Source organism: Rhizobium sp. NZLR10 (assembly GCF_019685125.1).
Lineage (GTDB): Bacteria > Pseudomonadota > Alphaproteobacteria > Rhizobiales > Rhizobiaceae > Rhizobium.
On record NZ_JABDWE010000003.1, the window covers coordinates 293,057 to 318,980 of the forward strand.

General features: G+C 63.2%; 28 protein-coding genes and 1 riboswitch. Of the genes, 16 read left to right on the forward strand and 12 right to left on the reverse strand.

Going from position 1 to position 25,924, the window contains the following annotated elements:
- Window positions 1-93 precede the first annotated feature (93 nt).
- Window positions 94-633 (forward strand): Pycsar system effector family protein, encoded by a 540-nt coding sequence (locus HJB82_RS07065; protein WP_221139755.1) that lies wholly within the window; start codon window positions 94-96, stop codon window positions 631-633.
- 97 nt (window positions 634-730) lie between these two features.
- Here HJB82_RS07065 and HJB82_RS07070 read toward each other — a convergent pair whose 3' ends face one another.
- Window positions 731-1,219 (reverse strand): RidA family protein, encoded by a 489-nt coding sequence (locus tag HJB82_RS07070; RefSeq protein ID WP_221116729.1) that lies wholly within the window; start codon window positions 1,217-1,219, stop codon window positions 731-733.
- Window positions 1,213-1,938, reverse strand: a complete 726-nt coding sequence (locus HJB82_RS07075; protein WP_207581001.1) for an SDR family NAD(P)-dependent oxidoreductase — start codon at window positions 1,936-1,938, stop codon at window positions 1,213-1,215. Before HJB82_RS07075 ends, HJB82_RS07070 begins: the two co-directional genes overlap by 7 nt.
- A 186-nt stretch (window positions 1,939-2,124) precedes the next feature.
- Here HJB82_RS07075 and HJB82_RS07080 point away from each other — a divergent pair, with 186 nt between their 5' ends.
- Window positions 2,125-3,027: a LysR family transcriptional regulator gene (locus tag HJB82_RS07080; RefSeq protein WP_221116730.1), complete on the forward strand. Its 903-nt coding sequence runs from the start codon at window positions 2,125-2,127 to the stop codon at window positions 3,025-3,027.
- Between the two features lie 101 nt (window positions 3,028-3,128).
- Window positions 3,129-3,905: a DUF1194 domain-containing protein gene (locus tag HJB82_RS07085; RefSeq protein WP_207580999.1), complete on the forward strand. Its 777-nt coding sequence runs from the start codon at window positions 3,129-3,131 to the stop codon at window positions 3,903-3,905.
- 157 nt (window positions 3,906-4,062) lie between these two features.
- Here HJB82_RS07085 and HJB82_RS07090 read toward each other — a convergent pair whose 3' ends face one another.
- Entirely contained in the window at window positions 4,063-4,752 is a 690-nt protein-coding gene (locus HJB82_RS07090) for a VOC family protein (protein WP_221133158.1), read from the reverse strand.
- A 160-nt stretch (window positions 4,753-4,912) separates the two neighbouring features.
- Window positions 4,913-5,347: a 6,7-dimethyl-8-ribityllumazine synthase gene (locus tag HJB82_RS07095; RefSeq protein ID WP_007630468.1), complete on the reverse strand. Its 435-nt coding sequence runs from the start codon at window positions 5,345-5,347 to the stop codon at window positions 4,913-4,915.
- Between the two features lie 76 nt (window positions 5,348-5,423).
- Window positions 5,424-5,566: riboswitch (FMN riboswitch) on the reverse strand.
- Window positions 5,567-5,981: 415 nt separating this feature from the next.
- On the opposite strand from HJB82_RS07095, the gene HJB82_RS07100 reads away from it, so the two are divergent.
- Window positions 5,982-6,428 carry an SRPBCC domain-containing protein gene (locus tag HJB82_RS07100; RefSeq protein WP_207580997.1) on the forward strand — a complete coding sequence of 149 codons (447 nt, stop codon included), beginning with the start codon at window positions 5,982-5,984 and terminating at the stop codon, window positions 6,426-6,428.
- Window positions 6,429-6,612: 184 nt separating this feature from the next.
- Window positions 6,613-6,933: a GCG_CRPN prefix-to-repeats domain-containing protein gene (locus HJB82_RS07105; RefSeq protein WP_221139756.1), complete on the forward strand. Its 321-nt coding sequence runs from the start codon at window positions 6,613-6,615 to the stop codon at window positions 6,931-6,933.
- An 82-nt stretch (window positions 6,934-7,015) separates the two neighbouring features.
- Here HJB82_RS07105 and HJB82_RS07110 read toward each other — a convergent pair whose 3' ends face one another.
- Window positions 7,016-7,240 carry a hypothetical protein gene (locus HJB82_RS07110; RefSeq protein ID WP_207580995.1) on the reverse strand — a complete coding sequence of 75 codons (225 nt, stop codon included), beginning with the start codon at window positions 7,238-7,240 and terminating at the stop codon, window positions 7,016-7,018.
- Between the two features lie 194 nt (window positions 7,241-7,434).
- On the opposite strand from HJB82_RS07110, the gene HJB82_RS07115 reads away from it, so the two are divergent.
- The 3 genes from HJB82_RS07115 to HJB82_RS07125 all read left to right on the forward strand — a co-directional run bounded on the left by HJB82_RS07115 (window position 7,435) and on the right by HJB82_RS07125 (window position 10,533).
- Window positions 7,435-8,553 (forward strand): adenylate/guanylate cyclase domain-containing protein, encoded by a 1,119-nt coding sequence (locus tag HJB82_RS07115; protein ID WP_207580994.1) that lies wholly within the window; start codon window positions 7,435-7,437, stop codon window positions 8,551-8,553.
- Between the two features lie 73 nt (window positions 8,554-8,626).
- Window positions 8,627-9,271: a helix-turn-helix transcriptional regulator gene (locus HJB82_RS07120; protein WP_207580993.1), complete on the forward strand. Its 645-nt coding sequence runs from the start codon at window positions 8,627-8,629 to the stop codon at window positions 9,269-9,271.
- Window positions 9,268-10,533, forward strand: coding sequence for an MFS transporter (locus tag HJB82_RS07125; RefSeq protein WP_221139757.1), 1,266 nt, complete (start codon window positions 9,268-9,270; stop codon window positions 10,531-10,533). The genes HJB82_RS07120 and HJB82_RS07125 overlap by 4 nt, the downstream gene beginning before the upstream one ends.
- Here the strand turns inward: HJB82_RS07125 and HJB82_RS07130 are convergent.
- Both HJB82_RS07130 and HJB82_RS07135 read right to left on the reverse strand, forming a co-directional pair.
- Window positions 10,522-11,439: a LysR family transcriptional regulator gene (locus HJB82_RS07130; RefSeq protein ID WP_207580991.1), complete on the reverse strand. Its 918-nt coding sequence runs from the start codon at window positions 11,437-11,439 to the stop codon at window positions 10,522-10,524. The two genes, HJB82_RS07125 and HJB82_RS07130, sit on opposite strands and share 12 nt — an antisense overlap.
- Window positions 11,440-11,645: 206 nt before the next feature.
- Window positions 11,646-12,569 (reverse strand): phytanoyl-CoA dioxygenase family protein, encoded by a 924-nt coding sequence (locus tag HJB82_RS07135; protein ID WP_221139758.1) that lies wholly within the window; start codon window positions 12,567-12,569, stop codon window positions 11,646-11,648.
- 97 nt (window positions 12,570-12,666) lie between these two features.
- Here HJB82_RS07135 and HJB82_RS07140 point away from each other — a divergent pair, with 97 nt between their 5' ends.
- Window positions 12,667-13,491, forward strand: a complete 825-nt coding sequence (locus HJB82_RS07140) for an AraC family transcriptional regulator (protein ID WP_207580989.1) — start codon at window positions 12,667-12,669, stop codon at window positions 13,489-13,491.
- 25 nt (window positions 13,492-13,516) lie between these two features.
- On the opposite strand, the gene HJB82_RS07145 is transcribed toward HJB82_RS07140, so the two are convergent.
- Complete coding sequence (locus tag HJB82_RS07145) at window positions 13,517-14,539, reverse strand: LLM class flavin-dependent oxidoreductase (RefSeq protein ID WP_207584339.1); 1,023 nt, start codon at window positions 14,537-14,539, stop codon at window positions 13,517-13,519.
- A 444-nt stretch (window positions 14,540-14,983) separates the two neighbouring features.
- Here HJB82_RS07145 and HJB82_RS07150 point away from each other — a divergent pair, with 444 nt between their 5' ends.
- Window positions 14,984-15,625: a metallophosphoesterase family protein gene (locus HJB82_RS07150; RefSeq protein WP_207580988.1), complete on the forward strand. Its 642-nt coding sequence runs from the start codon at window positions 14,984-14,986 to the stop codon at window positions 15,623-15,625.
- A gap of 147 nt (window positions 15,626-15,772) precedes the next feature.
- Here HJB82_RS07150 and HJB82_RS07155 read toward each other — a convergent pair whose 3' ends face one another.
- Both HJB82_RS07155 and HJB82_RS07160 read right to left on the reverse strand, forming a co-directional pair.
- Entirely contained in the window at window positions 15,773-16,159 is a 387-nt protein-coding gene (locus HJB82_RS07155) for a hypothetical protein (RefSeq protein WP_221116737.1), read from the reverse strand.
- 5 nt (window positions 16,160-16,164) lie between these two features.
- On the reverse strand, window positions 16,165-16,974 hold the full coding sequence (locus HJB82_RS07160; RefSeq protein WP_207580986.1) for a thioredoxin family protein: 810 nt from the start codon (window positions 16,972-16,974) through the stop codon (window positions 16,165-16,167).
- Between the two features lie 119 nt (window positions 16,975-17,093).
- Here HJB82_RS07160 and HJB82_RS07165 point away from each other — a divergent pair, with 119 nt between their 5' ends.
- The 3 genes from HJB82_RS07165 to HJB82_RS07175 all read left to right on the forward strand — a co-directional run bounded on the left by HJB82_RS07165 (window position 17,094) and on the right by HJB82_RS07175 (window position 20,265).
- Window positions 17,094-18,314: a helix-turn-helix domain-containing protein gene (locus tag HJB82_RS07165; protein ID WP_207580985.1), complete on the forward strand. Its 1,221-nt coding sequence runs from the start codon at window positions 17,094-17,096 to the stop codon at window positions 18,312-18,314.
- Between the two features lie 93 nt (window positions 18,315-18,407).
- Window positions 18,408-19,040, forward strand: coding sequence for a PQQ-binding-like beta-propeller repeat protein (locus tag HJB82_RS07170; RefSeq protein WP_207580984.1), 633 nt, complete (start codon window positions 18,408-18,410; stop codon window positions 19,038-19,040).
- A 310-nt stretch (window positions 19,041-19,350) separates the two neighbouring features.
- Complete coding sequence (locus tag HJB82_RS07175) at window positions 19,351-20,265, forward strand: phosphotriesterase (protein ID WP_207584338.1); 915 nt, start codon at window positions 19,351-19,353, stop codon at window positions 20,263-20,265.
- Window positions 20,266-20,465: 200 nt separating this feature from the next.
- Here HJB82_RS07175 and HJB82_RS07180 read toward each other — a convergent pair whose 3' ends face one another.
- Window positions 20,466-20,999, reverse strand: a complete 534-nt coding sequence (locus tag HJB82_RS07180) for a GNAT family N-acetyltransferase (RefSeq protein WP_207580983.1) — start codon at window positions 20,997-20,999, stop codon at window positions 20,466-20,468.
- Between the two features lie 84 nt (window positions 21,000-21,083).
- Between HJB82_RS07180 and HJB82_RS07185 the strand changes: the two genes are divergently transcribed.
- Both HJB82_RS07185 and HJB82_RS07190 read left to right on the forward strand, forming a co-directional pair.
- Complete coding sequence (locus HJB82_RS07185; protein ID WP_207580982.1) at window positions 21,084-22,826, forward strand: ATP-binding protein; 1,743 nt, start codon at window positions 21,084-21,086, stop codon at window positions 22,824-22,826.
- A gap of 10 nt (window positions 22,827-22,836) precedes the next feature.
- The gene (locus tag HJB82_RS07190; RefSeq protein WP_164011395.1) at window positions 22,837-23,238 is read left to right on the forward strand and encodes a PleD family two-component system response regulator; all 402 of its coding nucleotides are present in this window, start codon (window positions 22,837-22,839) and stop codon (window positions 23,236-23,238) included.
- A gap of 294 nt (window positions 23,239-23,532) precedes the next feature.
- Here HJB82_RS07190 and HJB82_RS07195 read toward each other — a convergent pair whose 3' ends face one another.
- On the reverse strand, window positions 23,533-24,915 hold the full coding sequence (locus HJB82_RS07195) for a PLP-dependent aminotransferase family protein (RefSeq protein ID WP_207580981.1): 1,383 nt from the start codon (window positions 24,913-24,915) through the stop codon (window positions 23,533-23,535).
- Between the two features lie 122 nt (window positions 24,916-25,037).
- On the opposite strand from HJB82_RS07195, the gene HJB82_RS07200 reads away from it, so the two are divergent.
- The gene (locus tag HJB82_RS07200) at window positions 25,038-25,901 is read left to right on the forward strand and encodes a DMT family transporter (protein ID WP_207584337.1); all 864 of its coding nucleotides are present in this window, start codon (window positions 25,038-25,040) and stop codon (window positions 25,899-25,901) included.
- The last annotated feature ends 23 nt before the right edge of the window (window positions 25,902-25,924 follow it).

A 25,924-nucleotide genomic window follows, 5' to 3' on the forward strand; every position in this document is an offset into this window, starting at 1 on the left:
TGTAGAGGGGAAAAGTCAAGCGCGTTGCACACGTGTTCTTGCTTTCGCCGTCAAGTGTAATATCAGGGAAACACTTGGGGATGGAGTATTCACGTGAGCGAATTCGAAACTGCAACTGAGGTTATGCTAAGCCAGCCGTCGAGCGCGGATATCGGCGTGGAGTATTTCGACCATATCAAGAAAATCAATGATATATTTTACGATCAGGTCAAGATATCCGATCAAAAGGCTGCCTATATCTTTACGTTCATGCTGGCCTTCCTGGTGAGCTCCAGCGAGGTGAGGGCGGTTTTCAGCCTGGGGCGTTATATCAGCGGCACACCAGGGAGCATGCTGTTTTCCGGCTTGCTTGCCGCAGCTTCGGTCTTTTCCATCCTGTCGGCGATCCTCGTTGTGCTGCCGCGCCGTTTGGATAGCTCGACCTCGCTGTTCTGGGGCGCCTGGCAGAACCATCGAGATCTGTTCTTCGACGCGGCACTGCGGCGCGACGAGCGTTATCTGTTCGACCAATATCTCGAAAACGCCAACATCCTCTCCGCCATCGCTCGCAGCAAATACCGCTGCGTCACTTTTGCGTTTCGCGGTTTGATGGTGAGCGTCATCGCTTACGTCCTGCTATTGGTGGCGATGTGAGGATGGGGTTGTTAACAAAACTCATTTGCGCTGAGCGCACGCCAAGCCAAGAATGCAGGGGCGGTGAGACGGGCGCGCCGAAGCGCGCCCGTCCTCTTCAATCCTCGACCTCAAGAACGAGCTCAAGCTCGATCGGTACGCCGAGCGGCAGGCTGGCGACGCCGAGGACGACGCGCCCGGAGAGTTTTTCCTCGCCGAAGACCTGGAGCAGCATTTCCGACGCTCCGTCCGCGACCTTGGGGTGATCGCGGAAATCGCCTTCGGTGGCGATATAGACGCCGAGCTTGACGATCCTGACGACCCTGTCCAGCGAGCCGAGATAGTCCTTGGCGGCCGCCAGCGCACTCAGTGTCGCCGTCTCGGCCGCCTTCCTGCCGTCCTCTGATGTCAGCGCGCCGCCGACACGGCCGATATAGCGCGGCTGGCGGTTGACAACCGGCAGCATGCCGCTGAAGAAGACCAGGTTGCCGCTCCTGACCGCCTCCACATAGGCCCCCAGGGGTGTTGGTGGCGAGGGAAGCGTGATGCCGAGTTCCTGCAGCCGGCGTTCTGCGCCGGCTGCGTGCGCTTGCGGGTGGTTTACCATTTGCCCAGATGTGCGCCGCCGTCGACGTGCAGCACCTCCCCGGTCACGCGCGGAGCTTCGGTCAGGAAGACAACCGCATCGACGACTTCCGCGACGTTGGAAATGCCAGCCATCGGCGACAGCGTGCTCAGGAAGTCCTTCGGATTGTCCTTGTGCAATGGCGTGTCGACGACCCCGGGAGCCACGGTGTTGACGCGGATTCCCTCGCTTGCATATTCCATCGCCAGGTTCTTGGAGATCGCGTCGATGCCGCCTTTGGTCATCATGGCGACCGAGGCCGAGAAGCCGGCGATCGGATGGTCGATCAGCGGTGTGGTGATGCTGACGATGCTGCCGCCCGATTTCTGGGCCAGCATCTGCCGGACAACCAACTGGGTCAGGTGGATGAAGCCTTCGAGATTGGTCGAGGACAGCTTCCGGAAGTCGGTCATGGTGTAATCGACGAAGGGCTTGCTGAAGAAAATGCCGGCATTGTTGACGAGGGCGTCGATCGAGCCGAACCGGTCGATCGCGGTCCTTGTCACTCGCGCCGCGGTTTCGGCATCGCCGATGTCACCGTCGACGAGCGCCAGTCTGTCCGACGCCTGCAAGGCATCCGAGGCGCTGACCTGACGTGAGGTGGCGACGACATTATAGCCGCGCTCGATGAAGGCGTTGACGAGCCCGGCTCCGATACCCTGGGAGGCGCCCGTGACGATGACAGTCTTTGCGGTAGTCATGTTGAACTCCATAGTCTGGTCGGGCAACGCAGGCCTTACGAAGGCGGGTCGCTCGAGACGGGGCTGCTGCGAATGCGCCTCCATCGGGTTATGATCGTTTTCGCAAGGTGAATATGATGAAAACTCCATTCCCCGATTAGATGGAAATATCTGGATTCTCTTTTGCATCCATGCAAAAATCCTGGCATGGCAGACCTGAACGACATCGCGGTTTTCGTGAAGGTGGCGCAGTATGGCAGCTTCAGCCGCGCGGCCCATTCCCTCGGCATGCCGGTCTCGACCGTCAGCCGGAAGGTGACGTCGCTGGAGGAGCAGCTTGGTGTGACGCTGCTGCAGCGCACGACCCGCAAGCTTAGCCTGACGGCGCAGGGCCGGGCCTATTTCGATCAGTGCAGTGAGCCGCTCGCCCATCTTATCGACGCCGAGCAGGCACTCACGGAAACGCAGAAAAAGCCGGAAGGCCTGCTGAAGATCTCCGTGCCCGTCATTTTCGGGCAGGAGGTCTTCTACGAATTCGTATCGTCCTTCCTGAAGACCTATCCCGATATCCAGGTCGATCTCTTCGTCACCAACCTGTTCCTCGATCTGATCGCCGAGAATATCGATCTCGGCATCCGCTTCGGCGAACTCAAGGATTCCTCAATCATCGCGCAGCGGCTCGGAAAGAGCGTGCGTTATCTGGTCGCCGCGCCGGACTATCTGAAGGGCAGGGCGCCTCCCTCAGAGCCCCAGGACCTGAATGAGCATCAGTGCGTGTTGCTGAACGGCCGCAACGGCGAAGCGGAGTGGCATCTGGTCAGCGGCGGCAAGTCGGTCCGCCAGCAGGTGTCGGGGCCGGTCTCGAGCCGGGATTTCGACGCGGTGAGCGCCTTTACCAATCGCGGCCACGGCATCGGCCTTCTGCCTTCGACCTATTGCGACGATGAGATCAGGAGAGGTGCGCTCATCCGCCTGCTGCCGGACTGGTCGTCCGAGGAGATATTCGTGCATGCCGTCTATCCCACCCGCCGCTTCTTGCCCGCCAGATTGCAGGTCTTCCTCGACGCGCTGAAAGCATGGAAAAGCCCTTTGTGGCTGCCGCTGCATTGAGCCGGCCATCACCGAAAATTGAAACTACCGGCGTGGCCGGGCGTCCTGCATCGGCCAAGCTGTGCTAAGGTTGCGCGCTTGGATGGCGCGGGGATCTGCCGATGCTGACGACAGTTGCGGTGCTTATGGGTCTTTCCGGCCTCGTCCCGGCAGCGCAGGCGGGGGGAAACGAGGTTGACGTGACCCTGGTCCTTGCCGTCGACACCTCGCGCTCGATGGATTTCGAGGAGATCGGCATCCAGCGCGAGGGTTATGTCGAAGCGCTCAAGCACAAGGAATTCATCGATGCGGTGAAGGGCGGTCTGACCGGCCGCATCGCCATCAGCTATTTCGAATGGGCGGGCTATGTCGTCCAGGATTCGGTGATCGACTGGCAGGTCATCGAGACGGAAGCGGACGCGATCGCTTTTGCCGAAAAGCTCGAAGCCCGGCCGATTGCCACGCAGCGGCGTACATCGATCTCCACCGCGATCGCCCAAGGCGCCAGCATGATCGTTTCCAGTCCGTTTCCGTCCAGACGACAGGTGATCGATGTGTCGGGCGATGGCCCGAACAATTCCGGAAATCCAGTCATATCCGCCCGCGACAAGGCGGTGGAAGCAGGCATGATCATCAATGGCCTTGCCATTATGCTGCGGCCCTCCGATGCGCCGAACGGGCTCGACACATATTATGCGGATTGCGTGATCGGCGGCCCCGGCGCCTTCGTGCTGCCGGTCCGCAACATCGAGGATTTCGCCGTTGCCGTGCGCCGCAAGCTGGTGCTGGAGATCAGCGGGTTTTCCCCGCCGGCAACGGTGCAGAGAATCACCGGCGCCGAGACCGGGGTCGACTGCCTGGTTGGCGAGAAACAGTGGCGGGATTTTTTCGAGCGGTGACGGCGGGCGCGTGCGCCGACGCCGAATGAATGCACGGAGCAGCGTTGGAGGTGTCCTTCGAGGCTACTGGCCTTCCTCCTGCGCACCTCAGGGAGGTGCGCAGGAGGAAGGCATGCCTCAACAAGGGCTGTTTGAGTTCGCCGGAAAAGACCGCTGCCTATAGCGGCAGCTCTCGGCCAGACTGTTCACTGACCATGTAGTCGGCGTACCAGTCCGGCCAGCCCTCGTCGTGCTTGCCGCCGTTTCGCTTTTCGTGTTCGCCGTGGGCGGTCGCCGCGCGGCGCAGCGCTGATGCAAGGTCGCTCGAGGTCGCAAAGGCTGTCTCGTCGGCGTCGATGCGTCCCGCCAATCGCGTGGTGACCTCCTGGAATAGCCAGCCATTGCCATCGGGATCCTTGAACGAGGCGAAGGAGCGATAGCTGCGGTTTTCGGGATCTCGGCCGGCGATGCGCAGCCGTCCGAAGAGATAGGGCTCGTCCTTGCCGGCATAGACGCCGGCAGCGTCGTGGAACACGTCGCTGACCTCGACGCCGCGAGCGATAAGATCGCGGCGGGCGGCCTCGATGTCGGAGACGATAAGGTAGAGCCCCTGGGCGGAGCCAGGTGGCGCGGCGGTGACGTTCTCGCCGAAGATGATCGCGCAGCCGGAGCCGGGCGGGGTAAACTGGAGCACCCGGAAATCGGCATCATTGGCGAAGTCGGCGTCGAGCCGCCAGCCCAGGCTGTCGTAGAAACGTTTGGCGCGATCGACGTCGGAAACGGGGATGACGACCACCTCGAGCTTGGTGTCGACGGGCCGTGTTCGCGAATTTTCGATAGGGGTTTCACTGCGCATTGCATTGCTCATCTTCAGCTCCTTAAGGTTTGGGACGCATTAAGAATGGCGATACATGTCGGGGGTGAGTGGATCACAGCGCGGCGAGGGCGTCGAATCAATTATTCTGTCGGAATTGACCTGATGAAGACGGCGGGATCGGTCCCGCCGCCCCGGTTCGGGGGGAGCCGCCTTACGCGGCAAGAGCGGCGCGTGTCTTCCCGATTGTGAGCGCGGCCTTTGCGGCCTCCCGCCCTTTCTCGACGAAATGCGCGCGGTAGATCTGCTTATGGTGCTCGGTTTCCTGATACTGATGCGGCGTCAGCGAAACCGAAAGCACCGGCACGCCGGTATCCATGCCGGCGCGCATCAGCCCGTCGACCACCGCCTGAGCGACGAATTCGTGGCGGTAAATTCCGCCGTCGACGACGAAAGCCGCGGCAATGACGGCGCCATAACGTCCGCTTGCGGCCAGATCGCGGGAAAGCAGCGGCATCTCGAATGCGCCGGGAACATCGAACACATCGACCTGTTCGGGCGGCACGAGCTGATAGAAGCCGTCAAGGGCGCGGTCGACGATGTCGGCGTGCCAGCTGGCTTTGATAAAGGCGTAGCGGGTGGGTGTCATGGTAATCTCCTTTGGCGAACAGACACATCACCCAAGGCGATCACGAACGTCCCCGACAGCCGCAAGGGCTGGGAACGTGCGTTCTCTTTCATCCGGACTATGACCGTCGGCTCAGGCATCTCACCTGATCTGCTGACCCTTCCGAGGAAGGCGCTCGCGGGCTCGCAATCGAAACTGCATACCGCCGGTAGGGACTTTCACCCCGCCCTGAGAACGGCCGGGACAATAGGGGGAAGACGAAGGGCTGGCAATAGGGCGAAATGCTTGCATCGCGGAGGCGGGGATGGGGTGAGGCGATCGCCACCTAGCTGGCTGCACCCCCCAGAGAGCCTTGTCCTGAGGTGCGCCGCAGAGGCCCCGAAGGACGCGGCGGGTGCGCGGATGCTAGATGAAGGCAGGGAGCAGCGTTGCGGCGAGTGCTTCGAGGCTCCGCCCCACGGGCTACGCGCCTCAGCATGAGGGACGTTGGAGGATGCCGCGCCGGTGCCGGGCGACGGGGGCGGCGTGGCCCGACCACCCTTGCTGATCGGGTACTTCCGCCTACATGCTCACGCGAGGACACCCACGTCAAAACAGCATGACCCGCTGATCCCGCCCGCGGCGAGGCAGGCCATGACAACTATCGGAGAGCGTGATGCCAGAATCTTTCGTCGTTCACCGCGAGGCGCATATTGCGGCGCCGCCGGCCGCAGTGTTTGCGCTGATGACCGACCCGCAGAAGATCCTGCGCTGGATGGGGACGGAGGCAGAGGTCGAGCCGCAGCCGGGCGGGCTCTATCTTGTCAACGTCACCGGTGCCCGCTTTGCGCGCGGCTCGTTTCGCGAGGTGGTGCCGGTTCATCGCCTTGCCTACAGCTTCGGCTGGGACGGCAGCGAGGTGGTGCCGCCGGGGTCGAGCCTCGTCGAGATCGACCTGATCGAGCAGGGGGGCGGAACACTGCTGCGACTGACGCATAGCGGCCTACCGAGCGCCGATCAATGCGCCGGGCATGCGGAAGGCTGGGCGCATTACCTTGGGCGGCTGACCGAGGTCGCCGCCGGGCGTGACCCGGGTCCCGACGCATTTTACGGCAGGACATGAACGGTTTTTGCGGGCCGGTGGATGGCCCTGAAGCGCCTGCCCTTGCGGGAAAACCAGCTGGCCGGCGCTGCGATGAGCGGTCCGAAATCGCTTCTTTTTCTCCCGCAAACATGAACGTGAAGTTCATCTCCAGTTCAATTTGGCGGCCCTAGGGTGGGAACGGCTGGATGAATTGGAGTTTTCGATGAAGGCACTTTCTATCGCGGCTGCCTTGCTCGCTGGCAGCCTCTCGGTCGGCACAGCTGAGGCGATGCCGATGGCGACAATCAATGTCCAGAGCAATGTCACAAGCGATGTCACGAAGGTCGACTATGCGTGCGGCCGCGGCTGGCATCTGACCCGCTGGGGCGAATGCCGGCCAAACTGGCGACGCCCGCCGCCGGTGGCCTTTTACGGCGGTCCGCCCCGCTGGGGCTGGGAGCGGCGTCACCGGGATTGGGATGGTCCGCGCTGGCGCGATGATTGGCGCGGCGATCACCACCGCCGTTGGCGGGATGACGACTGAAGCCTTCCCAGGGGCAAATTGACGAAGGCCGGTGCGATATTTCGCCCGGCCTTTTCTCTTGAATGTTACGACTGTGATCAGGTCAGATTTTGCTGACCAGCCAGTACTTGCCCTCGATCAGTTCTTCGAGTTCGATCGGATCCTTGACGCCGAATTCATACCATTCGACAAGTTCCTTCGCCTTGCGGCTGCTCTCCTGTGCTGTCAGCTCGACCTGATGCCTGTCGCACCACCGCCGAAGGATCGACGTCAGCAGCGTCATGTCATTCCCATCCAGCGGATCTTTCGGCCAGAAAATCGTGCCCATCGTACCCCTCAATCACACGATGACGAACCGCCGCATAATGGAAGCAAAACGGCGCAAGTTTAAAGCGTTATTTTTTGCTTTTCGCCGTGATGGAAGAATCTCGACAGGAATTGTCTGCGTGGAATGGCTGAAGGAGTCGATGGGGCTTCAGAAGGCATCCTTGCGGACGTCCCGGGGCGATGTCATGTTGAAGCATGGATCTGCCATCTCCCCTTGCCTGGTTGGTTGATGAGGCCGGTGCCTCGCCTGGTCCCGAACGGTTTCTGGCCGAGCTCGGGCGCCGGCTTTTGGCTGACGGCCTGCCGCTTTCGGGCGGCGCGCTGACGCTTTCCGTGCCGCACCCAATCATCGCTCGGCGCACCTGGCTGTGGCGGGCCGAGACCGGGGCCGTCATTGAGGCGCTGGCCTTTGCTGCAGCTCCGCAGAGTGAGGCCGGGCGCGACTGGCTGGGTGGGCTCGGGCCGGTGTGGGAGAGCCGGATCGGGCCTGCACAGGATAATCAGGCATCGGACGGGCCGCTGCTTGGCTGGGCGGGAGTTGCCAACGGGGCAGGGGGCGGCGCATTCGGTGCGGCCGAGGCCAGTCTGCTGCGCGAAGTCGCGCGTTTTGCCGCAGCGCCGCTCGCCGCTTTGGCGGCGCGGGAGGCGCGGGCCGCGCTGCTCGAAGCCTATCTCGGCCGGCGCAGTGCTGCCCGGGTGCAGGCCGGCGCGCTTGCCCGCGGCACCGGTGAGACCATCCGCGCTGCCCTTCTCTGTGCCGATCTGCGTGATTTCACCGCGCTTTCGGAAGTGACGGAGCCGCAGGCGATGATTGCCGCGCTCGACGCTTATTTTGATCGCGTCGCCGGCGCAGTGCACGCCTTCGGCGGCGAGGTGCTGAAATTCATAGGCGACGGCGTGCTGGCGATCTTTCCGGTCACCGCGACGTCGGGCGAAGCAGACATCGCCCGGGGGGATCGCGAGGCCTGCGAGGCCGCCCTGCGGGCGGTCGCCGCCAGCCGTGCCGGCATGAGCCATCTCGACCAGGTGCGCCAGGCCCAGGGGCTGGCGCCGTTGCCGTTCGGCGCGGCGCTGCATTTCGGCGAGATTCTATGGGGCAATATCGGTGCGGCCGACCGGCTGGACTTTACTGCCATCGGCCCCGCGGTCAATCTGGTCAGCCGCCTGGAAGGGCTCTGCAAGCCGCTCGGCAGAAACGTGCTGATTTCGGGAGCGGTGGCGGCGAATACGACGACGGCCTTGATGCCGCTCGGAGAGCATAGCTTGCGCGGCATTACCGACCCTTGCGCAGTCTTCACCCTGGCAGAAGCTTAAGTCACGGACAGGGCGCTTGCAGTTATGCAAAGAAAATTTTGCAAAGATATCTTTGCAATGGTAAGCTTCTGGCATGAAGGATCCCCATCGCCAGACCGTCGCCCATTCAAAGCCGCCGCGCACCGTCAGCCGGGTCGTACCTGATCCCGTCGCGTTGAAGGCGCTGGCGCATCCCGTCCGGTTGCGCATGCTCGGCATGCTCAGGGTCGATGGACCCGCCACGGCGACGCAGCTGGCGGTGCAACTGGGATTGAACAGCGGTGCGACCAGTTATCATCTGCGCCAGCTTGCCCAATACGGCTTCATCGAGGAAGCGCCGCATGTTTCACGGCGCGACCGCTGGTGGCGGGCCAGTCACGAGCTCACCTCGGTGCCGGCAAGCGAGGCCGAGGGTGAAGCGCTGGATCTCGATCACGCCTTCAACCAGGCGGTCCTCTCCTTGCAGGTCGGCCAGATGCAGCAGGCGCTGGAGGAATATGCCGAACTGCCGGGGGAATGGCGCAAGGCGAGTGCTGCCAACGACATGATCATCCCGATGACGGCAAAACAGGCCGAGGCGCTGACCAAGCAGCTGACCGACATCATCCTCGAAGCGATGCGGGTAGCTCCGCCCTTGGGTGAGCCGGCACCCGGGGATATGGTTCCCTTCTCCATCATGCTGCATGCCTTTCCCTATCCGGGCCGGCTTCCGCATCGCGAAAAGGATGGCGAACCGTGAGAAGGGGCGGGCCTTTCCTAGCGCTTGCCGCAGCCGAGGCGCTTTCGCTTTCCGGCACGCGGCTATCGACCATTGCTATTCCCTGGCTGGTGCTGAGCACGACGGGTAGCCCTGTCCTGACCGGGCTGACGGCGATGATGGAGATGCTGCCCTATGTCGTCGCCAAGGCGCTCGGCGGGCCGCTGATCGACCGCGTCGGCGCCAAGCGCATCGCCATCGTCTGCGATACCGCTTCGGTGGCCGCGGTGGGACTGGTGCCGCTGCTCGATTTTTTCGGCCTGCTCGGCATGCCGGTGCTTCTGCCCGTGGTCTTTGCCATGGGCGTGCTGCGTGGGCCTTCCGACGCCGCCAAGCAGGCAATGGTTCCCGACATCGCCGCGCTCGCGAATGTGCCGCTCGAACGGGTGACCGGCGTCGCCAATGCGATCGAGCGGCTGGCCTCGACGGCGGGGGCGGCCGGCGCGGGCGCGTTGATCGGGCTGATCGGCCCGGGCCAGGCGCTCCTCGTCAATGCCGCCACCTTTGCCGCCGCCGCTCTGATCGTCGCAGTCGGCATCCCCGGGATGCGGCGCGCGCCCGAGCTATCCGGCGCACCCGACGTCCGACCGGCCGAAAGGGCTTCCTATCTCGACGATCTCCGCGAAGGCTGGCGCTTTTTGCGTGGCGATGCGGTGCTCGTCAGCATTGTCGCCATGGTGGCGATCACCAATCTGCTGGACCAAGCCTATCATGCGGTGCTGCTGCCTGTCTGGACACGCGATTCCGGCCATGGTCCGGAACTGCTGGGGGCGATGTTTGCGGCCTTCACCGGCGCTTCGATCGCCGGCGCGGCGATTGCGGCGGCGATCGGCGAACGGATGCCGCGCCTGATGGTCTATACCGTGGCGTTCCTCTTGACCGGATTTCCGCGCTTTTTCATCCTTGCGCTGGATGCGCCGCTCCTCCTCATCTTCGTCACCTTGGCAATCGCCGGATTTGCCTCGGGATTCCTCAACCCGATCCTGTCGGCGGTGGTTTTCGAGCGCATCCCCAAGCCGCTGATCGGCCGCGTGACCGCGATGAATGCCGCCCTCTGTTTTGCGCTCATTCCCTTCGGCGGCCTCGTCGGCGGCGCGCTGATCAGCACGATCGGCCTTGCCGCGGCACTATTGCTCACCGGGCTTGCCTATCTCGCCGCAACTCTCTTTCCCCTTGCGCTGAAAAGTTTCCGTGGCTTCGACAAGGCTATTACCGATGCCGGTGCTTCCGTATCAAGGCGATGAGCGCGGTCTCTCGTGCCCCAACGCCTCGACCATCAGATCGACAAAACGATGGATGCGCGGTTCCAGCAGGTGCTTGTCGGGATAGAGCATGACGATCTTGGCGTCATCGGTTTCGAGGTCGGGGAGGACGTGCCGGAGACGGCCAGCGGCGAGATCGTCGGCGACGAGGAAATCGGGCAGGAGAGCGATACCCAGCCCCGCCAAGGCGGCGTCGCGGACCGCCTCTGCGCTGTCGAGCCTCAGGCGGCTGCGCCCCCGCGCCTTGATCCACGAGCCGCCTTTGCCGCGAAAACGCCAGCCTTGTCTTTGATTGCGGCTGGCGAAAATCAGGCAGTCATGGGCTGCGAGATCGTCGATATCGCGCGGCTCGCCGCGTTCGGCAAGATAGGACGACGAGGCGCAGAGCCGCGTCCTGTAGGTGGCGATCACGCGCGAGACCAGCCGGGAGTCCGATGCCGTCGCGCCGATCCGGATTGCCAGATCGAAGCCTTCCTCGACGATGTCGGCAAGACGATCGGTTTGGCTCATCTCCACCTGGATGTCGGGCCAGGCCCGAAGATATTCTTCCAACAGGGGCAGCACGACGCGCCGTCCGAAGGCATCAGGCACGGTGAGCCTGAGAACGCCGCGCGGCGTACCGCTCTTGCCTGCCACGCTCGCTTCTGCCTCGTCTACCGATGCGAGGATTTGCAAGCCACGGTCGTAAAACACTCGCCCTTCGTCGGTCAGGTTCAATGTTCTCGTCGTGCGGTTGAGCAGACGTGCGCCGAGCCGGTCCTCCAGGCGGATGACGGCCTTTCCCGCCGCCGAACGGGACAGGCCCAAGGCCTCGCCGCCGGCGATAAAGCTTCCGGCATCGACGACGGCCATGAAGATCAGGATATCGTTCAGGTTCGTACGCGGCATCAGGCAACTCGAGCGGTTCGCTACAGCCATAAGTCGGTCAGTCAGCGACCGATTCAAGGCTCGGACCATCAACGTCCAACGCGGCTGTAAGGTCCCGACGCTCCGCTTCTATGTCGGAGTGCGTTCGGTCTGATATTTCGAGATGGAGCTGACGCTGGTGCTAAGCCCGCGGCGGAGTTCGGCCGATTGGGACGCGGGAAGCCTGGCTACAGCATATCGCCGAGACTCCAATGGTTGTTCCATCGGGCGTCGATCTCGTCGTCGACATTTTGATATCTGATGTCGGTGGAGAGGCGCAGCCGTCGGCTGCTGTCCTGGTTGGTGGTCGAGGCGTGGATCATATGGGGCGAGTGGAGCACAACGTCACCAGCCTCATAATCGGCAGCGAGCCAGCGGGTGTCGAAGCGCTCCGCCATATCAGGGAGATCCTTCGACACCCAGCCGCCTTCCGTCATGTGGCTGTTATAGGCACTGATCCGCTCTTGCGGAGAAAGATCGTCGCTTGCGGCCTGGAACTCGGCCTCCATCTTGACGCCAAGCGCATGCGAGCCTTCGAGGTAGACCAGGCCGCCCATCTCGGTGGGAATGTCGCCGATCGGGATCCAGGCCGTCACCAGGCGGCGGGTGCCGCCGCGGAGGTAGACGAGATCGTAGTGAGCGGGTGTGGCCGTCGGCGATCCCGGCTGGGTGAAACGCATGATCTTGCGCCTGTGCAGATAGGAAATGCCCTGCAGGAAATCATCCATGAAGCGGATGAGCGGCGGTTGCGTGCAGAAGCCTTCATAGGCGGCGGAGCGGACGAGCGACATCAGGCGCCGGTCCGCCAGGCTCCAGTCGCAGCCGGTGGCCGATGCGAGCCCCAGCGTAAAATCGCTGCCGGGCTCGACCAGTCCTGTCGCAGCGAGGCGTTCGAAGACCCAGCCACGGAAGTCGATGATATCGGCCCGTGGCAGAAGACCTTTCAGCCAGACATAGCCATCGTCCTGGTAGCGGCGGCGGATGGCGTCGACGCCGATGGCCGGATCGGTCGGCGTGAGCCAGCCCATCCGCTCCGCAGCCAAGGTCTTGCCGTGGGCGGTAAGGGGAAAATCCGGCGTTCGGGTCTGCGCGGCTCTGGCGGCAATCGACATTTCAGCCTTCCTCAGCTTAAGTTGATTTGCCACCAATTAGCTGATCTGCAGGGATAATCGACATAGAGAAAATTGGCAGCTGGACTTTTCGCTCATCATGAGAGACGCCGAGGCCATCTATAGAACGCCGCTCGGCGCGGCCGGCGGCCTGGCGGTCATCGGAAGCGGCAGGCAGCACGCCCGCCATGCGGTGAGCGACCGCAAACTTCCGAGTTTCGCCGTCGTGCTGGTGGAGCGCGGGCCAGGCTGGCTGGAAACCGCAGCCAGCGGCCGGCTGAGGCTGACCGGGCCTGCTCTGTTCTGGCTGTTTCCCAACCGCACGCATTCTTACGCTCCCGACGAAGGCGGCTGGGACGAGCGCTGGGCGCTTTTCGAGGGATCCTTCACGCGAGACTTCGTCAGGCTGAGGATGATTGCCGAGCGGCACCCCGTCGTCGCCTTGCATCATCTCGATGAGCTGACGCGGCTCTTCGGCAAGCTTCATGCCGATCTGCTTGACGATACCAACCTTGGGCAGGCGTCGGCGGCATTGATGCTGCATCACATCGTCATCGCAGCCGCCAGACAGGCGAGCGGAGGGGCCAATCGACACCAGGGAAGGCCTGATATGGCCGACATCGTCGAAACGCTACGGCAGCGGGCGATGCAACCGCTCGATCTCGCTGCCTTCGCCGCCGAGCACGGCATGTCGCCGGCGACGCTGCGCAGGCGGTTCACGCTTGAAACCGGACTGCCTCCCAAAGCATTCCAGCTTCGGGTGCGCATGGACCATGCCAAACAGCTGTTGGCAACCACCGACCAAAAGATCGAAACGGTGGCCGCCATGGTCGGCCTGGACGACCCATTTTATTTTTCACGGGTCTTCCACGAGCGCGAGGGCTGCAGTCCTCGCGAATTCCGCGCTAGATATAGGCGGGTGTGAGCGCCCGGCAGCATCGGTCGGAGCGTCAGCGCCAGCCAAGCGCCGGGGCGACGTGGGTCAGGATCGCCTCGATGACATGGGCGTTGTAGGCAACGCCGAGCTGGTTGGGGACGGTGAGCAGCAGTGTGTCGGCCTCGGCGATCGCCTGATCCTCGGCGAGCTGCTTAACCAGGGCATCGGGTTCGGCGGCATAGCTTCGGCCGAAGATCGCCCGGGTCTTCTCGTCGAGGAAACCGATCTTGTCGTCCTCGTCATTGCCGTAGCCGAAATAGGCGCGATCGCGGTCGTCGACGAGTGCGAAGATGCTGCGGCTGACCGAGACGCGCGGCTGGCGCGTGTGGCCGGCTGCCTTCCAGGCCTCGCGGTAGGCGCGGATCTGGTCGGCCTGCTGGACGTGGAACGGCTCTCCCGTCTCGTCGTCCTTCAGCGTCGAGCTCTGCAGGTTCATGCCGAGCTTGGCCGCCCAGACGGCGGTAGCGTTGGAGCTTGCGCCCCACCAGATCCGCTCGCGCAGCCCCTCCGAATGCGGCTCGAGGCGCAGGAGGCCTGGCGGATTCGGAAACATCGGCCGCGGGTTGGGCTTGGCAAAACCTTCGCCGCGCAACACCTCGAGGAATACTTCGGCGTGATGGCGGGCCATGTCAGCCTCGCTCTGGCCTTCGGGCGGGGCATAGCCGAAATGGCGCCAGCCATCGATCACCTGCTCGGGTGAGCCGCGGCTGATGCCAAGCTGCAGCCGGCCGCCGGCGATGAGGTCGGCGGCACTGGCATCCTCGGCCATATAAAGCGGGTTCTCGTAGCGCATGTCGATGACCGCGGTGCCGATCTCGATCCGGCTGGTTTTTGCGCCGACGGCTGATAGTAGCGGGAAGGGTGCGGCCAGCTGGCGGGCGAAATGATGCACCCGAAAATACGCCCCGTCGGCACCGAGCTCCTCGGCCGCGACGGCAAGGTCGATCGACTGGAGCAGCGCATCGCCGGCCGAGCGCGTCTGCGATTGAGGCGAGGGCGTCCAGTGCCCGAACGAGAGGAAACCGATCTTCTTCATGCCGATGCCGCACCTTGAACCGTTGTGTAGGGGTCGATCGGTCATCGCACAGTTCCGGCCCGGAAGACAATCGGAACTGGTCGGGTGGGGCGCATCGATGTTGTCGGAACCGGTCTTTCGGCGGGAGGGCCGCCAAACGCCGGTTGCCGCAAACTCTCTGCCGTCCTGAGGTACACCGATCAGTTCTCGTCCTTCGAGGCCCTCACGGGGCACCTCGAGATGAGATCGGAGAGAGCCAACAGCCGCGCCCGCCGATCTCCTCAAGCGGAAGGAGAACCAATCGCGGTAAATGCCGGATATGGAGTCGGTTTTCGCGATGGCGGCGGGGTTTGCGTTTGTTATGATGCCGCGGACGGCGAAGGTGCGTGAGCCTCGGTGCCAACCCTTGCGCGCCTTCTCGGCCTTGACCGCGGGCCGTCACATTGCCGCCGAGAGGCTTGGAACATGCGCTACACGTTTGCCATAGGCGATATTCACGGCTGCATCGATCCGCTCGACAGCATGATCGATCGCATCACAACTTACGCTTCCGAGGGGACTGTGGTTTTCCTTGGCGACTATATCGATCGTGGGCCTGACAGCAGACGTGTCCTCGACCGGCTCATTGCCGGTCCGTCCGACCCGTGGCGCTGGATCTGCCTGAAGGGCAATCATGAGGACATGATGGTCGCTGCCTATGCCGATAGCGATAACAGAGCCGTATGGCTTGGCAATGGCGGATTTGAAACCGAGATTTCGTTTGGCGGCAGGGTTTTGCCCCAGCATCTGCAATGGGCGGCCGGTCGTCCGCTCATGCATTTCGATCGGCACCGCATCTTCGTCCACGCCGGTGTCGATCCCGCATTTCCACTGGAGCAGCAGAGCGAGCACGATCTTCTATGGATCCGGTTTCCTCCCGGCCGGTCTGAAGAGTATTGGGGCAAGCATTTGGTCCACGGCCATACACCGTCGCTATCCAATCCGGTGACGACAGGAAACCGCACCAATATCGACAGCGGCTGCGTCTTCGGCGGCAAGCTTTCCTGTGCGGTGTTTGATGATGACGTTGCCGGCGGGCCGATTGACTTCATCGAGGTGAAGGCATGAACTTAGCCGCGTCGATAAAGGTGTAAAGCCGCAGACGGCTGAGCGGGAGCAGTGCGCAGCGAGGTATCTATCGCCTCGCTATGACCCGTCAGCAAAAAAAATGGCGAGAACGCCACCCCGGAGGAAAGATTGATGGCGTTGGCACCATCACTGGCGGCCTATACCTCGCCTGCCGGCAGCAAGCCGCAGCCAGGGCGCCAAATGGAAGCCGCTCATCAGCAGGTACATCGGCACCATTCCGCCGATCGGCAGGAAATCCGGCGTGGTCGTGCAGATCATGTCGGCGCTGCTAGCCGTGGCCGTCAGCAGCGCCATGAGCGCAAATGTCGGGGCGGCGGCGAGCGACAGCCAATCAGCGGCGGCGAGGGTGCTCCAGGTGGATTTGCCCGGTTTACCGACGGACCCGTCTGCAGCGGCGGCCAGCGAGAGCCATTCGGCGGCGTTGAGGGCGGCGTTGCCGCCCGGGGCAGCCATGCTGGCGCCCGAGGCGGCGTATTCGCCGCCCCTTTTCGAGGTGTGGAGGGGAAGCGGCATTGGAGTCACTCCTTGCCATATCGGTCGTGGTGGCGCCACCAGACGCCGGTTTCGTTGCGTCCCTTGGGAGCGCGGTCGAGCCATTGGTACATGCCCCAGAGCCCGTCGAGCCCGCGGGAATAGCTGGAATAGCTGTGGTAGACGGCGCCATCGGCAAGCTCGAAGGCGCTGACGCCCGGCCGGTCGCGGGTGTAGGTGGCGACATCGGTTTCGGTCATGGCGGCGATCTGCGCCACCGGTCCCTCGCTGCCGCGCAACTGCCATTCCTGCACGGTCTTGCCGGCCAATGGTTCGAAGGCGAGTGGTTCGGGGGCGGGCTGCTCGCGGCGGTAATTATATTCTATGTCGCCCTGGCGCTGCTGCTCGGGGGTGAACCAGACGCTGAAATCGCCGTTGAAGTCGCTGCCGAAGGAGGAGGCCCAGGGAAAGCTCCAGCCCATGCGCTGCTTGAATGCCTGAAGCTTTGCGATCGGCGCCCGCGAGATCGCCGTGAAGGCGACGTCGTGGTTTTCGAGATGAACGAAGAAGCCGTTGAATCCGTCGGCGATCGAGGAGCAGGACGGGCATCCGGCGGTGTAATCCGGCCCGAACATGAAGTGATAGACGAGGAGCTGCGAGCGGCCGCCGAAGAGGTCCTTCAGCGAAACGTTGCCCGCCTCGGTGTCGAAGCGGTATTCGTTGTCGATCCTGACACGCGGCAATTGCTGGCGCTTCATCGCCAGCGCGTCGCTCTGCCGCGTCAGCACCTTTTCCTCTTCGAGCAGATCGAGCCGCGCTTCCAGCCACTCCTGCCGTGTTCCGAGCTGTATCGTCATTGGGTCTTCTCCTTTGCCTGTCTATCGTCGTAGCATCCGGCGCAGGGTTGCCAGCCGGTCTCACGCAGATTACGGCCGGGCAGGGGAATAACGGGAGTGACAAGTGTGACGGGATTTGAATGGACTCGCTGATCACAGCCGCGGCGCGGGCGCTGGCATCGGGCGATGCACTCGGCGCGCTGAAGCGGGTGGCGTTGCGCGACGATGCGCCGGCACTGGCGCTGCGCGGCATCGCGATGGCACAGCTTGGCGATCTCGTTCGCGCCAAGGCGCTGTTGAAGAGTGCGGCGCGCGCCTTCGGCCCACGGGAGGCAGTGGCGCGAGCGCGCTGCGTGGTCGCCGAGGCCGAGATCGCGCTCGTCTCGCGCGATCTCACCTGGCCGCCGAAGGCGCTGGAAGCGGCGCGCAAGGTGCTGGATGCGCACGGCGACAGGGTCAATGCCGCCCATGCAGGCAATGTGGCCATTCGCAGGCTGGTGCTGATCGGCGGCCTCGACGAGGCCGAGCGCTCGCTCGCAGCACTCGATCCGACGCCGCTGCCGCCGGCTCTGCGGGCTGCCCACGAGCTGGTGGCGGCTGGCATTGCCGTCCGCCGCTTGCAGACGAGGGCGGCGCGTTCGGCGCTTGACCGGGCAAGGCTTGCAGCGCGCGCGGCCGATATCCCGGCTTTGACGGCGGAGGTCGAAGCCGCCGCCCTGGTGCTCGATACTCCGGCGGCGCGGCTGCTGTCGCGCGGGCAAGAACGTCCGCTGCTGCTTGCTGCGGTGGAAGAGCTGCTTTCCTCCGGCATGCTCGTCGTCGATGCCTGCCGCCATGTGGTGTGGAACGCTGGGACGGCGGTCTCGCTGGCGACGCGGCCCGTGCTGTTTGCGCTCGCCCGCGCACTTGCCGAAGCCTGGCCGGCGGATGTGGCACGGGGTACGCTCATCGCCCGTGCCTTCCGTGGCAAACACGCCGATGAATCGCATCGCGCCCGGCTGAGGGTCGAGATCGGCCGGCTGCGCGCCGAGCTGCGCGGACTGGCGGAGGTTTCGGCGACGAAGCGCGGCTTTGTGCTTTCGCTGCCCGGCGCCCGGGAGATTGCCGTGCTGGCCCCCCTCGTCGAAGGGTCTCATGGGGCGGTGCTCGCCTTTCTGGCCGACGGCGAGGCTTGGTCGAGCTCGGCCTTGGCGATCGCGCTCGGAGCGAGCCCCCGCACCGTGCAGCGGGCGCTGGATTCCCTGGCTGGGGAAGGCAAGGTGCAATCACTGGGGCGCGGGCGGGCACGGCGCTGGATGAGCCCGCCGCTATCGGGTTTCCCGACGATCTTGTTACTCCCCGGGCCGCTGCCGAGCGATTAGGATCGCCCGAGTTATAAGCAAGCCGAGTTTTAGGGAAGCCCGAGTTACAGGAAGGCCCGAGTTACAGGAAAGCTTGAGTTATAGGGAAAAGAGATGAAAAAATCAGCTGCGAATATCCTGCGTGAATATGGACCGTTTCCCGGCGCCGAGCGCGTCAATGGCGTCACCTTCGACGGCGCGCATGTCTGGTTTGCCTCGGGCGACCGCCTGAACGCGCTCGATCCCGCAAGCGGCGAGGTGGTGCGCTCGATCGAGGTCGCGTCCCATGCCGGAACGGCCTTCGATGGCGAGTTTCTCTATCAGATCGCCGAGGATGTCATTCACAAGATCGACCCGAAGACCGGCCGCATCCTCTCCACCATCCCGGCGCCCGGCAATGGCGGCGATTCCGGGCTTGCCTGGGCCGAAGGCACGCTCTGGGTCGGCCAGCACCGAGGCCGCAGAATCCATCAGATCGACCCGGAGACGGGCAAGATCCTGCGCACCATCGAATCCAACCGAGTCGTGACAGGCGTTACCTGGGTCGACGGCCAGCTCTGGCACGGCACCTGGGAGGGCGACGACAGCGACGTCCGGCGCATCGACCCCGAAACGGGGGAGGTGCTGGAACGTCTCGACATGCCCGAAGGCGTCGGTGTCTCCGGCCTCGAATCCGATGGCGGCGACTGCTTTTTCTGCGGCGGTGGCGGCAGCGGCAAGGTTCGCACGGTGCGCCGGCCGGGGTGAGAGCCACGCGCCACCGTGGTAGGGCCCGGTCGCGCGAAGTGGGAGCGATCGATCCAATAGATCGATTTGCGGGGACGCAAAGGCAAGGACGGGACGAGACGTCGTTGACGCTGCGCCGAAGACGCCGATGCGGCATATCCTCTCCCCGGCGGCCGTTTGCTCACCAGCAATCAGTGCGAAGCCGGAAATTGACACGAGCGCACTTGCAGAATTTCGATCGAGTGGGCGATTGATTTCGTCACTTAACGATCTACCTTCGCGGTTTCGGGCGAGGGCTTTGCCCGAAGCCGTTATGACCGCGGGAAAGACTTTGAAGCATCTGCACACAACGCTCGGGCCTAGGAGCAAATCTCAACTGGGGATGATCCTCCCGCATGAGCACGTCTTCGTTGACCTCAGGACACCCGACCAGCCCGGTTATGCCGAAGCAGAGACCGACGCCGTCGTTCGGCTGATGGCCCCGGAAATCGAGCGGATCAAGAAGCTCGGGGTGACGGCACTCGTCGAATGCTCGACGGGCGGCGTCGGACGTCGTGCGGATATCGATCTTGCCGTGTCGCTTGCTACGGATTTTCCGATTGTGGTTCCCACCGGCAATTACCGCGAGCCGTGGATCCCCGAATGGGTCCGCTATGCTTCCGAGAAGGAGCTTGAGGCGTGGATGCTTCGCGAGCTGACGGAGCAGATCGGCGAGACTGGGTTCCAGGCGGGCTGGATCAAGCTCAGCGCCGGCGATGACGGCATGACGGCGCTCGAGACGAAAATCCTGCGGGCAGCCGCGCGCGCGGCAGCGCAGACAGACGCCGTCATCGGCAGTCATACGATCAGAGGACGGGTCGTCATGGATCAGCTCGATGTCATCGAGGCGGAGGGCTACAGGGCCGACAGGTTCATCTCGATCCATACGCAGGAAGAAAAGGACTTCGCCTACAACGTCGCCGTCGCCGAGCGCGGCGCTTGGATCGAGTATGACCATGTCGGCAGGGCCGGGGACAAGGAGGTGGCGGAACTGGTGATGAAGGCGCTGGAGGCGGGCTGCGGCGACCGCCTGTTGTTGAGCCATGACCGGGGCTGGTTCGATCCGGCGCTGCCGATGGGCGGGACACCCAAGCCGTACACCCATCTTTCCACGGTCCTGCTGCCCGAGCTAAAACGGCGGGGCGTGGACGACGGGACCCTGATGCGCCTGACCCACGAGAACCCGTTCGAGGCTTTCGCCCGATAGGGGCAGGGGGCGGGCGAAAGAAACCTACCGGCGTAACCGTTTTCCGAGAAGCGCGATGATCACTTGAGCGGGGCGCCGATATCAACGGCCTGCTCAAAATCCGCAACTTGTCCGCATCGATGAGATCGGCCGGCGTCACGATGCCCTTGGCGGTGATTTCCTCTCCGAGGCTCGCAATCTCAGTACGACGATACGCCGACTTATACCGCTGGATCCTCATCGAACAAAAGCGCCATGCCGATCGCATCGATGAACCGGCCGTCGATACGCGCGGCGCGCCGAATTATGCCCTCGCGCACGAACCCTAGTTTTTCATAGAGTGCGATCGCCCGGAGATTGTCTTGGTAAACATCGAGTTCGACCCTGATAAACCCGACCTCCTGCGCGGCCCTTAATGTCGTCTCGATGAGCTTTCGTCCGAGACCCTGGCCGCGATAGGCCGGAAGAATCCCCATGCCAAGCTTTCCGCGATGGGCGTGCGACGGGAAGAAATGCCGGTTGATGTCGCACCAGCCGACGACCTCGTCTTGAGCGATAGCAACGAATTGCGGATTGGCTTTTGCAATCATGCCCATCACGAAGGCGCGCGTTTCCGGTAGCGGCGTCGCTTCCAGCATGGACAGGTATTTTTTCTCCCGCGCGACCACATCGAGCGTGCGATGAAAGCTGTCGATTTGGGCAGCAGAGATCGGTTCGATCCTGACGTCTGACGTATCCGGCGCGGCGGCGTCCATGCGCTTCTCCTTCGACGATCGCGAATGCATTCGGCGGCATGCCGCGGACTTTAGGGGAGCGTATAATTCACGGTCCGTCAACCTTTGCGTGTCAATTTCTCGGCAGCAGGCGCCATCAAAAGGTTGCAGATATTGAAGGTCAGGCTAACATCCCACATTACATTCGTCTTGGTGACACTCACCTGCGCGGCGGCTGTGTTGCTGTGCGGATTTGCCTGGCTCGCCGCCGTGAAGGTCGATGATCTCTCGCTGCGCCGGCAGGCCGACTTTGTCGACCAAGGACTGGAAGAGCAGATCGCGGCGCTTCCCCGAGAACAGGAAAGCATTGCCAAATGGGACGATGCCTTCCTTTATGCCAAGCAGCGGAACCATGAATGGCTGCTCGACAATATCGGCCGGTGGACGAGCCAGTATTTCGGGCACGACAGGACTTATATCTTCGACGATACCAATCGCCTGATGTTTGCGTTCCGCGACGGCGCGGATGCCATGCCGCCACGGCTCGGCAGCGACGACGGCCAAGAAATGACAGCACTCGCCGGGGAGATGCGCGCGGTTCTTGCCGAGCAGGCTGCAAAGCCCGGCACCAAACCGCTTGGTCAACTGGCGACGGTTCGTACGATCATGATCGGCAGCCGGCCGGCAATCGCCAGCGCGCGTCCCATTCTGCCGAGCTCGGCCAGGATGCAGGTCGAAGCGGGCCAGGAGTTCATCGCCGTCTCGGTCAAGTTCATCGATGAAAAAGCCGCCGAAAGCATCGCCCATTATGCGCGCCTCGAAGGATTGCATTTCGCGTCGAAAAGTGAGGACGGGCGCGCTGAGGTGCCGGTCTCGTCACGAGACGGCGGCACGATCGGTTATCTCGTATGGTCTCCTATCCTGCCCGGATTCATGCTGCTTCAACAGATCGCACCGGCTGGGCTTGGCTGCCTGGCGCTGCTGATCGCTGTCGTGTTCTGGCTCGGGCGCGGTCTTCATCGCACGTCGCTGACCTTGCTGGACAGCCAGGCTGAGATCACCCATCACCGCTACCATCTGGAAGAAATGGTGGCCGATCGAACGGCAGAGATCGAAAGGCAGAGAGAGGAACTGGACCGGCTGCTGGTGCACGAACGCCAGGTCAATGCGCTCCAGCGCCAGTTCGTTGCCATGGCGTCGCACGAGTTTCGCACGCCACTCGCGATCATCGATGCCGCCGCCCAGCGGCTCTGCCGCTCGACCACCAATGTCAGTGGCGGTTACGTTCACGAAAAGGCGGGCGTGATCCGCAGCGCGGTGGTGCGCATGGTCGATCTGATGGAGAGCATCCTCGCCAGCGGCCGGCTCGAAACCGGACAGATCACACTGAAGCGGAGCGAAGGCGATCTGAAAGCGCTGCTCGTCGCCTGCTGCGACAGACAGCGCCACCTCAGCCGCTCGCATGTGCTCCATCTCGATGTCGAGTCGATGCCCGATCTGTTGACGTTCGACCGCAGCGCGATGGAACAGGTCTTCACCAACTTGATTTCGAACGCCGTCAAATATTCGCCCAACGCGCCGAACATTTATGTTCGTGCCCGGGTTGAGGAAAAGACGGTAGAGATCGCTATTGCCGACAGCGGCATCGGCATGGATTCGGATGATCTGCCGAAGCTGTTCCAACCCTATTATCGCGCTCGCAGTGCTACGGGCATTGCCGGAACCGGCATCGGCCTGAACGTCGTCAAGCAGGTCGTCGAATTGCATGGCGGTACCGTTGAGGTGACGAGCGAGCTCGGCAAGGGCACAACATTTATCATTCTTCTGCCAATAGAGTTTCTATTGTCGGATCAGCACGTCGCAGCTTAGGGAAAAGCTTATGGTTACAGTCCTGTGCATAGAAGATGAAGTCGAGATCCGGAACCTCCTCGTCGAGGAACTGAGCGAAGCCGGGTACAAGACGCTCGAGGCCTCGAACGGCGCCGAAGGGCTGGAAATGATCCTGTCGAAATGGCCCGATATCGTCATCAGCGATATTTCGATGCCGGTCATGGACGGACACCAGCTTCTGGCGGAAATTCAGATCAATCACCCCGAGCTCTCCAACATCCCCTTCATCTTGCTGACGGCGCTGACCGACCGGGAAAACACGCTTGCCGGTCTGCGCGGCGGAGCGGCGGACTATCTGACAAAGCCGCTCGACTTCGACCTGCTGCTCGCCAAGCTTGAAGGTTGCGTGACGCGGCTGGAAAATGACAAGGCGGTCAATCGGTCGTTTTGAGGAGTGGTTTGGGCGATGATGAAGAGTGTGCCGTGCGGCCCCTGGCCCGGCATCAACTGGCGCCTAACCTCTCCCCGTCATTCCTGTGCTTGTCACAGGAATCCAGCCACGGCGCGTCTGCGCCGTGAATGACTCCATGCAGCCTTCAAGAAAGTCTTCCGCGCCCAAGGACTTGGGCGCACTGGATTCCTGTGACAAGCACAGGAATGACGGAGGAGAGGTGGGTGCGAGATGACCACGGATGCCGCACGCTGCTGCCCGCAGCATCTCGGCCCAGTCCCCGCCTCACACTCCTTACCTCCCCAACACATCCCCCAGCATCTCGAACACTTTCGCATCTAGGGTCTGCGACACATTGAACCGCATGAAATTCGTCGCCGATTGCGACAGGCTGAAGGCATTTCCGGGAGCCAAAACGATTCTCTTTTCCAATGCGGCCCGCGCCACATCAGCGGCATCGACGCCATCGGGCAGGCGGCACCAGAGGAACATGCCGGCCTGCGGCTCCAGCCAGGGCACTATCCCCAGGCCCTTCAGCCTGGTCGAGACTTCGCTCATTGCCCGGGAGAGCCGCTGTCTCAGCGTCTCCACGTGTTTGCGATAGCTGCCGTCGCTCAAGACGTTCAGCACCAGCTCCGCCGTCAACCGGCCGCCGCCGAAGGAGGTGGCGATCTTGAGGTCGGTCAGGCCGTCGATCCATTCCGGTTTTGCGGCGACGAAACCGCAGCGGGCCGAGGCCGACAGGGTCTTCGAAAAGCTGCCAATGTGGACGACCCGTTCGAGGCCGTCGAAAGCGGCAAGGCGGGGGGCCGGCGCATGCTCGAAATCGGCAAAGATATCGTCCTCGATGATAGTGAGGTCGAATTGATCGGCGAGTTTCAGAAGCCGATGGGCCGTCACCGGGGAAAGCGTTGCGCCGGTGGGATTGTGGATGCCGGAGTTGGTGATGTAGAGCCGCGGCCGCTTCTCGGCGACGACTTGGGCAAATCGCTCGATATCGGGACCGGACGGCGTGTAGGGCACGCCGACAATCTTTGCCCGGTGGGCGCGCAGAAGCGCGTGGAAATTGAAATAGCAGGGGTCGTCGACCAGCACCGTGTCGCCGGGCTCGAGCAGGAAACGGCAGAGCAGATCGATTGCCTGGGTGCCGGAGTCGGCCAGCATGATCTGGTCGGGGGAGGCTTCGATCCCTCGTTCGCCCATGCGGCGGCAAATCAGCTGTCGCAGCTGCGGCAAGCCGAGCGGCGAGCCGTAATCGGCGAGCGCCGGTCCATCGGCGCGGGCAAGGGTTCTGAGCCCGCGGCGCATGCCTTCCCCCGGCAGCCAGGAGGGCGGCAGCCAGCCGCAGCCGGGCTTCAAGGCGGTTTCATCGGCCTCCAGCGATTGCCGGGATATCCAGAAGGGATCGACGGCGCGGTCGAGCTTCGGCCCGGCCTCGGCAAGCGCAAAGGGGGCTGCCTGGTTGGCGACGTAAAAACCCGAGCCCGGCCTTGCCAGGATCGCGCCTTCGGCGACGAGGCGCTCATAGGCGTCGACGACGGTCGAGGTCGACAGCTTCAATGTCGCTGCCAACCCCCGGACCGAAGGCAGCCTTGCACCGGGTGTGAGGCTGCGCCCCGCGATGCGCTGCCGGATCGTCGCGACGACCATCTCCACGCGCGTGCGTGCTTCGTCCATCTGTACTGCTTCCGCACCATAACAGTTTCGCGAAACCGTATCAGATTGTCACTGTCATGACTATCCGTATTGGCCGATAAGCGTGAAAGCAAAAAGGAGTGCAGCGCATCATGGAGCGCGAGATGGACCGCATGACGTCGGGATGGATCAATGGCTTTATCGGGGTGGTGATCTTCAGCGGATCGCTGCCGGCCACCCGTGTGGCGGTGATGCAGTTCGATCCGGTCTTCTTGACCGTGGCGCGTGCGGCGATCGCTGGCGTTCTGGCGCTTGGCCTGCTGATCGCTTTCAGAGAGAAGCGGCCGAGCCGGCGCGACATCCTCTCGCTTGCCATCGTCGCGCTCGGCGTCGTGGTCGGTTTTCCCCTGCTGACGGCGCTGGCGCTGCAGCACGTCACGTCAGCGCATTCCATCGTCTTCATCGGGCTGCTGCCGCTCTCGACGGCGGTCTTCGGCGTGATCCGCGGCGGCGAACGCCCGAAGCCGGCATTCTGGCTGTTCTCCATTCTCGGTAGCGCGCTGGTGGCGGGTTTCGCATTGATGCAGGGTCTGACCGCGTCGCCGGTCGGCGATCTTTTGATGCTGGCGGCGATCATCGTCTGCGGCCTCGGTTATGCCGAAGGCGGCCGGCTTTCGCGCACGTTCGGCGGATGGCAGGTGATTTCCTGGGCGCTGGTGCTGTCGCTGCCGGTCATGGTCGCGGTTGCGCTGTTCCATCGGCCGGCGAGTTTTGCCGGCATCGAAACGCCGGCGCTCGTCGGCCTTGCCTATGTCTCGCTGTTTTCGATGCTGATCGGCTTCATCTTCTGGTACCGCGGCCTGTCGCAAGGCGGCATCGCCGCCGTCGGCCAGCTGCAGCTGCTCCAGCCTTTCTTCGGCTTGGCGCTCGCCGCCACCCTGCTGCACGAACCCGTGACCTGGGCGATGCTCGCCGTGACGGTCGCCGTCATCCTGTGCGTCGTGGGTGCACGCAGGTTTGCGCGCTAGGGGAGAGTCCCGAAGCGGTCTCA

Excerpts from the sequence above, each read along its gene's own strand:
- HJB82_RS07070 (WP_221116729.1), bottom strand. The coding sequence starts at position 1,219 with ATGGTAAACCACCCGCAAGCGCACGCAGCCGGCGCAGAACGCCGGCTG.
- HJB82_RS07075 (WP_207581001.1), bottom strand. The coding sequence starts at position 1,938 with ATGACTACCGCAAAGACTGTCATCGTCACGGGCGCCTCCCAGGGTATC.
- HJB82_RS07080 (WP_221116730.1), top strand. The coding sequence starts at position 2,125 with ATGGCAGACCTGAACGACATCGCGGTTTTCGTGAAGGTGGCGCAGTAT.
- HJB82_RS07085 (WP_207580999.1), top strand. The coding sequence starts at position 3,129 with ATGCTGACGACAGTTGCGGTGCTTATGGGTCTTTCCGGCCTCGTCCCG.
- HJB82_RS07090 (WP_221133158.1), bottom strand. The coding sequence starts at position 4,752 with ATGAGCAATGCAATGCGCAGTGAAACCCCTATCGAAAATTCGCGAACA.
- HJB82_RS07095 (WP_007630468.1), bottom strand. The coding sequence starts at position 5,347 with ATGACACCCACCCGCTACGCCTTTATCAAAGCCAGCTGGCACGCCGAC.
- HJB82_RS07100 (WP_207580997.1), top strand. The coding sequence starts at position 5,982 with ATGCCAGAATCTTTCGTCGTTCACCGCGAGGCGCATATTGCGGCGCCG.
- HJB82_RS07105 (WP_221139756.1), top strand. The coding sequence starts at position 6,613 with ATGAAGGCACTTTCTATCGCGGCTGCCTTGCTCGCTGGCAGCCTCTCG.
- HJB82_RS07110 (WP_207580995.1), bottom strand. The coding sequence starts at position 7,240 with ATGGGCACGATTTTCTGGCCGAAAGATCCGCTGGATGGGAATGACATG.
- HJB82_RS07115 (WP_207580994.1), top strand. The coding sequence starts at position 7,435 with ATGGATCTGCCATCTCCCCTTGCCTGGTTGGTTGATGAGGCCGGTGCC.
- HJB82_RS07120 (WP_207580993.1), top strand. The coding sequence starts at position 8,627 with ATGAAGGATCCCCATCGCCAGACCGTCGCCCATTCAAAGCCGCCGCGC.
- HJB82_RS07130 (WP_207580991.1), bottom strand. The coding sequence starts at position 11,439 with ATGCCGCGTACGAACCTGAACGATATCCTGATCTTCATGGCCGTCGTC.
- HJB82_RS07135 (WP_221139758.1), bottom strand. The coding sequence starts at position 12,569 with ATGTCGATTGCCGCCAGAGCCGCGCAGACCCGAACGCCGGATTTTCCC.
- HJB82_RS07140 (WP_207580989.1), top strand. The coding sequence starts at position 12,667 with ATGAGAGACGCCGAGGCCATCTATAGAACGCCGCTCGGCGCGGCCGGC.
- HJB82_RS07145 (WP_207584339.1), bottom strand. The coding sequence starts at position 14,539 with ATGAAGAAGATCGGTTTCCTCTCGTTCGGGCACTGGACGCCCTCGCCT.
- HJB82_RS07150 (WP_207580988.1), top strand. The coding sequence starts at position 14,984 with ATGCGCTACACGTTTGCCATAGGCGATATTCACGGCTGCATCGATCCG.
- HJB82_RS07155 (WP_221116737.1), bottom strand. The coding sequence starts at position 16,159 with ATGCCGCTTCCCCTCCACACCTCGAAAAGGGGCGGCGAATACGCCGCC.
- HJB82_RS07160 (WP_207580986.1), bottom strand. The coding sequence starts at position 16,974 with ATGACGATACAGCTCGGAACACGGCAGGAGTGGCTGGAAGCGCGGCTC.
- HJB82_RS07165 (WP_207580985.1), top strand. The coding sequence starts at position 17,094 with ATGGACTCGCTGATCACAGCCGCGGCGCGGGCGCTGGCATCGGGCGAT.
- HJB82_RS07170 (WP_207580984.1), top strand. The coding sequence starts at position 18,408 with ATGAAAAAATCAGCTGCGAATATCCTGCGTGAATATGGACCGTTTCCC.
- HJB82_RS07180 (WP_207580983.1), bottom strand. The coding sequence starts at position 20,999 with ATGGACGCCGCCGCGCCGGATACGTCAGACGTCAGGATCGAACCGATC.
- HJB82_RS07190 (WP_164011395.1), top strand. The coding sequence starts at position 22,837 with ATGGTTACAGTCCTGTGCATAGAAGATGAAGTCGAGATCCGGAACCTC.
- HJB82_RS07195 (WP_207580981.1), bottom strand. The coding sequence starts at position 24,915 with ATGGACGAAGCACGCACGCGCGTGGAGATGGTCGTCGCGACGATCCGG.
- HJB82_RS07200 (WP_207584337.1), top strand. The coding sequence starts at position 25,038 with ATGGACCGCATGACGTCGGGATGGATCAATGGCTTTATCGGGGTGGTG.